This window comes from Haloprofundus marisrubri (genome assembly GCF_001469955.1).
GTDB classification, from domain to species: Archaea; Halobacteriota; Halobacteria; order Halobacteriales; family Haloferacaceae; genus Haloprofundus; species Haloprofundus marisrubri.
Map to the genome: position 1 here is coordinate 1 of NZ_LOPU01000007.1, position 258 is coordinate 258.

The following is a 258-nucleotide window of genomic DNA, read 5'->3' on the forward strand; positions in this document are numbered from 1 at the left end:
GAGTTGTTCCGGGAGTTAGATGGTATCGACATCGAAGACGTGGGGTCGTCGTGTTCGGGCATCTCGGGCACCTACGGCTGGAAAGAGGAGAAATACGACAAATCGATGAAGATAGGCGAGGAGATGTTCGAGCATATGCACCACGCTTCGGGGAACGTGGGGATGACCGAATGTCCGACGTGTTCGATGCAGATGGAACACGGCACCGGCTACGAGATTCGACACCCACTCCAAGTTCTCGAAGAAGCTCTCGTCTGA

The 258-nt window shown here is 54.7% G+C and carries 1 protein-coding gene; it reads left to right on the forward strand.

The annotated features are described in order from the left end of the window. The coding region (locus tag AUR64_RS01820; RefSeq protein ID WP_276203525.1) for a heterodisulfide reductase-related iron-sulfur binding cluster at nt 1-258 on the forward strand (258 nt) is incomplete at its 5' end.